Source organism: Butyribacter sp. (genome assembly GCF_056818865.1).
Map to the genome: position 1 here is coordinate 126,443 of NZ_DBLYGC010000005.1, position 6,816 is coordinate 133,258.

Consider the following 6,816-nt stretch of genomic DNA (forward strand, 5'->3'; position numbering starts at 1 on the left):
CATATCACATTATCATAGGGAGAGAGGTCAGTTTAAGGAACATAGATAAGCCGCATAGTTAATGTCTCAAGAAAATTAACAGAATTGCTGTATGCGGTAAAAAATAAAAGAGAAGATATTGGAATGCCAGTGTCAAACACAGACTATGTATGTTTAACAGCTATGGATATTCTTTTGAAGAACAGGAAGTACGCCTGTTAGAAAGAGCAAAGGAAAAAGGTTTTGAAGTTGTTGGAGTATATAGAGATGGTGGCATTAGTGGTAAAAATGTTACTGACAGACCAGAAATGAAACGACTTATACAGGATATCAAAACAAACAGGATTGATGTACTGATGGCGTGGAAGATGTCAAGAACATTTAGAAAGTTAAAAGACTTGTTGGATGTATTTGACATAATGAAAGACAACGGTTGTATCTTTTATTTTGAAAAGGATGGTGAGATTGACCCGAATTCAAGCTCTGGAAAACTTCATGCACAAGTGCTTGGGATGGTAGCTGAAATTGAGAGAGATGGTATTGTGGAGAATATTGCAATGGGAATGGAAGCAAGAGCTAAGGCAGGGGAATTTAACGGTGGGACACCGCCATTAGGATATGCACTAGAAAACTCAAGGCTTGTAATCATACCAGAAGAAGCACAAATTGTGAGAAAGGTGTTTGATATGTACAACAGTGGGTCAGTCTATAAGCATATCGCACAAGTCCTTAACAATGGTGGATATCGGACAAAACAGGGGCGGTTGTTTTCTGTTGGAACGATTCAGGGAATCATCAGTAATGAAACATACGCAGGCTGGATAATCTGGGGCAAGGTAAGAAATTGGAATGAAAAAAGGAGAAAGGGTACGAATCCAAATCCGATACGTGCAAAAGGCAAACATGAACCTAGTATCAGTCAGGAAACATTTGACACAGCAAAAAAAGTCAGACTAGAAAGAGGTGGTATGGCAAAGAGAAAACACAATGACCTAAATATTCTAACAGGTATCTTACGATGTCCGGAATGTGGCAGTGGAATGGTATTATCAAGATCAGTAGGTGGTGGAAAGCCTGTAGCGTATTATAGTTGTGGAAGATGGAAGAACAAGGGAAACTGCGGCTGTCATAGTAATAGTATCAAGCTGGAAACTGCAAATAATAAGGTGCTGGGATAGATAAGTTGTCTGATAAATGATGAAGTTTTGGTAAGGCGTATTACTAGAGAAATAAACAACAAAACATCTGATCTATTAGAAGATGCAATGTACGATCAGGAGAACACAGAACTACTTTTAAAGAGAACAGAAACGGAAGTGCAGAAGCTACAAAAACGATTTTTGGAATCAGATGATATAGAAACTGATTTCTATAAAAGGCGTATGAAAGAACTGACAGAACATATGGAAGTATATAAAAAGAATTTGTATTCTGCCAGAGAACAGATTAGTAAAAATACAAAATGCAGCTATTCTCTTGAGCAGGTCAAAACTATATTAAGGCTGATTAAACAAATCCTTGAAAAGAGTAAGGTCGAGGAAGTAAGAACACTAATGCATTTGATGATAGAGGAAATAACGATAGACCGCAAAACAAGGTCAGTTGACACAATCAGTATCAAATTCAACAGGCAACTAACAGAATATTTATGTTTACAGGAGGGTGCTTCGAAAGAAGCATCCTTTTTTTCTGCCTTAAAAGAGGAAGAATTGGCATTTGTGATTCGACTATGATGGAAAAAATGCAATCAGGTAACAAGGAGATGAAGCAGGGGGATTGTGAGAATATGGTATTAGTGTTAGAATGATAAAAGAAAATGTAAATTGATATTTGACGGAGGAAAATGCATGAGTAATTTGTATGTTTCAGATTTAGATGGGACATTATTGAGAAGTAACGAAGTAACCTCTAAATACACAAATCAAGTAATCAATTCGTTGGTGGAAGAAGGGATGATTTTTTCCTATGCTACGGCACGTTCTTTAGTTACAGCTAAAAAAGTGACCGAAGGAATAAATGCAAAAATTCCGTTGATTGTATATAACGGAGCATTTGTGATTGATAATATTACGGAAAAAATATTAATTGCTAATTATTTTGATGATTCAGTACATTCAGTACTAGAAGATTTGTTTAGTAATAATGTGTATCCCATTGTTTACGCATACATTGATAATGTGGAAAAATTTTCGTTTGTGCGAAAAATGTGTACAGAGGGTATGAATATGTTCCTCGAAAGCCGTAAAGGCGATGTTCGAACAAATGAGGTGAATTCATTGTCTGAGTTGAAAGAGGGTAATATTTTTTATATTACTTGTATTGATGAGCCAAAAAAACTTATGCCTTTGTATGATAAATATAAGGATAAATATCATTGTGTATATCAGACGGATATTTATACAAATGAACAGTGGTTAGAAATTATGCCGTTAGAAGCATCAAAATCAAATGCTATAAAGCAATTACAAAGCATGTTGAATTGTGAAAAGCTAATTGTGTTTGGTGATGGAAAAAATGATATAGACATGTTTCAAATGGCTGATAAAAGTTATGCTGTTGCAAATGCACATAATGATTTAAAACAATTTGCAACAGAGGTGATTTTGTCGAATGACGAAGATGGTGTTGCTAGATGGCTTGAAGCAAACTATAAACAATAGAAGCGGGTAAAAATTCCAATTTATTCAAGGTAATGATGTTTATTATATAGTAATTGTATGGAAGAGAAGTTGTCATGGCTTCTCTTCTAATCATTTTAGAAGAATATATAGTTTTATTGGTTTGAAATAGCAGAAATAATAGGTATAAAAATAGCTTGTATTTATTGTATGATTTGTATATAATATAAGTGAAAGAGAGGTGTATATTATGACAGTAGATACAAATACAATGATTTCTATAACAGAAGCTAATCAGAATTTTTCAAAGGTTGCTCGAGTTGTTGACGAACATGGTACAGCGGTTATTCTTAAAAATAATGTGCCAAAATATCTTGTAATAGACTTTGGCAAAGCAGAACAGGAAAAAATAGCATCCACGGAGGACGTGTTTGCTATATCAGAACGCCTTATTAAGCAGAATATGGAAGCTTATGAGGTACTTGCCAAATGATAAGATTAAGCAAAGGGCAGGTCGTTTTACTTCATAAAAGGCTCATTGAGACTACTGGTGGTAGTAACGGTATTCGTGATGATGGGATGCTTGATTCAGCACTTGCTAATCCATTTCAGTCATTCGGAGATGAAGAGTTATATCCAAGTATACAAGCAAAAGCAGCACAACTTTGTTTTGGAATTGTAAAGAATCATCCTATGATTGATGGAAATAAACGCTTAGGTTCTCATGTGATGCTGGTATTTTTAGCATTAAATGGTTATGAACTTTCATACACGCAAACGGAATTGAGCGATATAATACTTGATTTAGCCTCTGGTAAAATAGGAGCAGAGGATATATTGCAATGGATTATCAGTCATCAAAAATAATGTATAAGATTATTATATATATGTAATACTCAACGGACAAATATACGATACAATAAGCATTAATATAAATATTTGCTGGCTTGGAGGTTAAAAAATGATAACAGATACATTTGATAATTTATCGGAAGAAATAATTAAGGTTAATCGTAACGATAATGCGGTTAAGGTAGATGCCTGCATTCTTACATTTTCTCATGTGATTTTAAAATATGTTTTAGAAAATTTTGAGTGTAAAAAAATTGGAGATTTATTTTCATCTAATGGAGTGAATCCTGTTTATGGATTTGAGTATAAGAATAGGTATTTTGCTGTATATATGTCTTATGTTGGAGCACCGGCATGTGTGGCAGATATAGAAGATACTATGTCGATTATTAACACAGATAAATATGTTGTTTTTGGTGGTTCGGGATGTTTGAATAAAGAGGTTGCACGTGGAAAGGTTATGGTGCCTACTGAGGCTTATCGTGATGAAGGAACTTCATATCATTATGCGCTTGCTTCAGATTATATTAAAATCCAAAATGCAGATGTAGTAGCGAAGTTTATGGAAACAGTCGGTTTGCCTTATGTGAAAGGAAAAACATGGACAACAGATGCGGTGCATAGAGAAACGAGAGCGAATTTTGAAAAACGTAAAGCCGATGGCTGCATTTCTGTCGAAATGGAATGTGCTGCTGTTCAAGCTGTATGTGATTATAGAAAACTTAATGCCTACTTCTTTTTTACTTGTGGTGATTTGTTAGATGCACCTAAATGGGATGAGCAGATGAAGAAAGATCAAGTCAAGCATACACAGCATGATGCAGGACATTTTGATATTGCTCTTGAACTGGCTTACTATATTACGGAATAGAAATATTGGAAGGAAACTTTTAAAATAACATAGAGAATACAACCATAAGAATAGAATTTGATTTTTATAGTATCAAGTTCAAAAGACAACTAACAGAATATTTATGTTTACAGGAGGGTGCATCGAAAGAGGCATCCTTTTTTCTGCTTTAAAAGAGGCAGAATTGGCATTTGTGATTCGATTATGATGGAGAAAATGTAATCAAGAGATGAAAGGGGGTGCGTTGTAAGAATATGGTATTTATGGTAGAATGATAATGGTAATGCAAATAGAAACTGTAAATGGAGTATTGTTATGGAAATAAAAAAAGCTGAAATCAAAGATTTAGATGTCGTAGTTAAAATGAAAATGGAAATGTTTATGGAAGTAGGTTCAATATCTTTATTACAGGATAATGCTGAAAAAAAGATATATGAGAAATATAAAGAATTATATCAGAATGGGAAAGGTTGTCATTATTTAATATATGAAAATGATACTGTTATTGCGTGCGGAGGTGCTGTGATCAAAGAAGATGTTCCGTTTTGTTTTTTCAAAACTCCAACGTATGGCTATATAATTGATATATATTGTGTTCCGGAAAAGAGGAGAAGTGGTTATGCTTCAAAGATAATGGCGGAGCTGATTAAATGGTTGCAAAATAAAGGGGTACACAATATAAAACTAAAGCCATCATCGGCAGGACGACATTTATATGAAAAATTTGGATTTGGTGATTCAGGAGAAATGGAAACTTGGTTATAATATTTGGGGTTAATAAATAGTAAAAGAGAGTATGCAGTGAATTAAAAATTGAAATAGCAGTATAGTGAAAGTATATAGGAGAACATAATGAAGAAAGAAATAGCAGTTAAATTTGATGATTTGGAATGGCTGTATTCCCCAAATTGGGAATATTTTGATTATGGAAATTGTAAACGCCATTTGCAAGTTATTATGCCATATAGTAAAAAAGGACTTGAAAAGAAATATCCAGTTATTTTTTATATTACTGGTGCAGCATGGCACAAACAAGAAATGTATAATGATATTCCAAAACTCGTAGAGTTAGCGAAAAAGGGGGCTGCAATTGTATCAATTGAGGTTCGTGAGTCTGATATTGCAATTTTTCCAGCGCAGATAGAGGATATTAAAAATGCGATGGAGTGCGTTGTAGAAAAAATAACAAAATTTAACCTTCCGTTTGATATAAAAGAAGCTTACCTTATGGGACATTCTTCAGGGGGGCATTTGGCTATGATGGCAGTGTTACATAACGCTTGTGGAATGATTGAAATGCCGAATGTAAAAGGAGTTATTTTAGAGAGTGCATCCTCTGATATTTTGATTTGTTCCAATGAGCCATTACCACCTTGGATGTCTGTTCGCCCATCAACAGTTCTTTTGGGAATTGATAGTATTGAGGGAAATGAAGAAATTGCATATAAAGCATCATGTACATCTTTAATTAGTGAGGATATAATATTGCCACCTGTATTGATGTTTCATTGTATAAACGATCCCGTTGTTTCTGTTGAAAATAGCAGAACTTTATATGAAAAATTGGAAGAGAAAAATCACAGCGTGGAGTATTATGAGATAAAGGATTGGGACGAACATGGAGGAAATATATATTTTTCTGAAACTGTTCTAACTATTATTCAAGATTTTATAAAAAAGACTAAGTAACAGCTTGACTTACACATGTAATCCTCAATGGACAAAATTTTCTTGATTCCATTGAGGATTACTGTATTACAAAAGTAAACTACGACAAATGCCATTGAGGAATCAAACCTCACTGGATGCAAAAGTACTTGATTCCACTGAGGAATGAAAATCCGAAATAGCGTTACGGAGAACCATACCACAAATGAGAAAATTAAAACTTCAAAGATATAGAAAGCATAAGGAAGAGTGGCTGATTTGGCTGCTCTTTCAATCTTTTGCGCGAAAGCAAAGTGAAGATGCGTCGAGTTTGCTCGTAAGCATCTGAGCGCACCCGCGAACCTTGTATCTTTGATGCAAGGTTGCACAGAGCTGTGGTTCTGGTGTAAACAGCAATGCTTACATTGCTGTAGGAAAACAGAGCTACGATGGAAAATGTACGAATGAATATATCTTTTGATGGGGTGAATAGAAGCAGTGGTAAGTGGTTACTTGTGATATGGTTGTTTCTGGTGAGGGATTGCATCTGTTTATAGGGAGATTTTGAAAGTGCATTGAGGAAAGTAATCTGTGTTATACCAGATGATGCATGATGAGAGAGTGGGAATGACAAGATATAGTGTCTGAAGATTAGTTTCCTCAGTGGATGGGTGAAAAATAAGTGATTGTGGGAAAGATGAATGTGTGATAGAATATGTATAAATCGTAATTGACCGAACTGAAGGTGAAGAATGCTTCTTATCTAAATGGCAAGAAGATGGGGATTAGAAAGTGTTTTTTACAAGGAGGTGATTAGGTGAATGATCAATTCATACAAGGAGTAATATTTGATTGGGATAAAATTGATAA

General features: G+C 34.6%; 8 protein-coding genes. All 8 read left to right on the forward strand.

From position 1 onward, the window contains the following. The first annotated feature begins 149 nt into the window (after nt 1–149). Nucleotides 150–1,157: a recombinase family protein gene (locus tag ACZLXV_RS03845; RefSeq protein ID WP_482382529.1), complete on the forward strand. Its 1,008-nt coding sequence runs from the start codon at nt 150–152 to the stop codon at nt 1,155–1,157. An 87-nt stretch (nt 1,158–1,244) separates the two neighbouring features. After that, complete coding sequence (locus tag ACZLXV_RS03850; protein WP_482382530.1) at nt 1,245–1,712, forward strand: hypothetical protein; 468 nt, start codon at nt 1,245–1,247, stop codon at nt 1,710–1,712. Nucleotides 1,713–1,826: 114 nt separating this feature from the next. Then, nucleotides 1,827–2,639 carry an HAD family hydrolase gene (locus ACZLXV_RS03855; protein ID WP_482382531.1) on the forward strand — a complete coding sequence of 271 codons (813 nt, stop codon included), beginning with the start codon at nt 1,827–1,829 and terminating at the stop codon, nt 2,637–2,639. 208 nt (nt 2,640–2,847) lie between these two features. After that, nucleotides 2,848–3,090: a type II toxin-antitoxin system Phd/YefM family antitoxin gene (locus ACZLXV_RS03860; RefSeq protein WP_118498533.1), complete on the forward strand. Its 243-nt coding sequence runs from the start codon at nt 2,848–2,850 to the stop codon at nt 3,088–3,090. Beyond that, complete coding sequence (locus ACZLXV_RS03865; protein WP_118744856.1) at nt 3,087–3,464, forward strand: type II toxin-antitoxin system death-on-curing family toxin; 378 nt, start codon at nt 3,087–3,089, stop codon at nt 3,462–3,464. The genes ACZLXV_RS03860 and ACZLXV_RS03865 overlap by 4 nt, the downstream gene beginning before the upstream one ends. Nucleotides 3,465–3,558: 94 nt before the next feature. Beyond that, nucleotides 3,559–4,320, forward strand: coding sequence for a nucleoside phosphorylase (locus tag ACZLXV_RS03870; RefSeq protein ID WP_482382532.1), 762 nt, complete (start codon nt 3,559–3,561; stop codon nt 4,318–4,320). A 294-nt stretch (nt 4,321–4,614) separates the two neighbouring features. Next, nucleotides 4,615–5,064: a GNAT family N-acetyltransferase gene (locus tag ACZLXV_RS03875; RefSeq protein ID WP_482382533.1), complete on the forward strand. Its 450-nt coding sequence runs from the start codon at nt 4,615–4,617 to the stop codon at nt 5,062–5,064. A gap of 87 nt (nt 5,065–5,151) precedes the next feature. After that, nucleotides 5,152–5,988 (forward strand): alpha/beta hydrolase fold domain-containing protein, encoded by an 837-nt coding sequence (locus ACZLXV_RS03880; RefSeq protein ID WP_118498526.1) that lies wholly within the window; start codon nt 5,152–5,154, stop codon nt 5,986–5,988. The last annotated feature ends 828 nt before the right edge of the window (nt 5,989–6,816 follow it).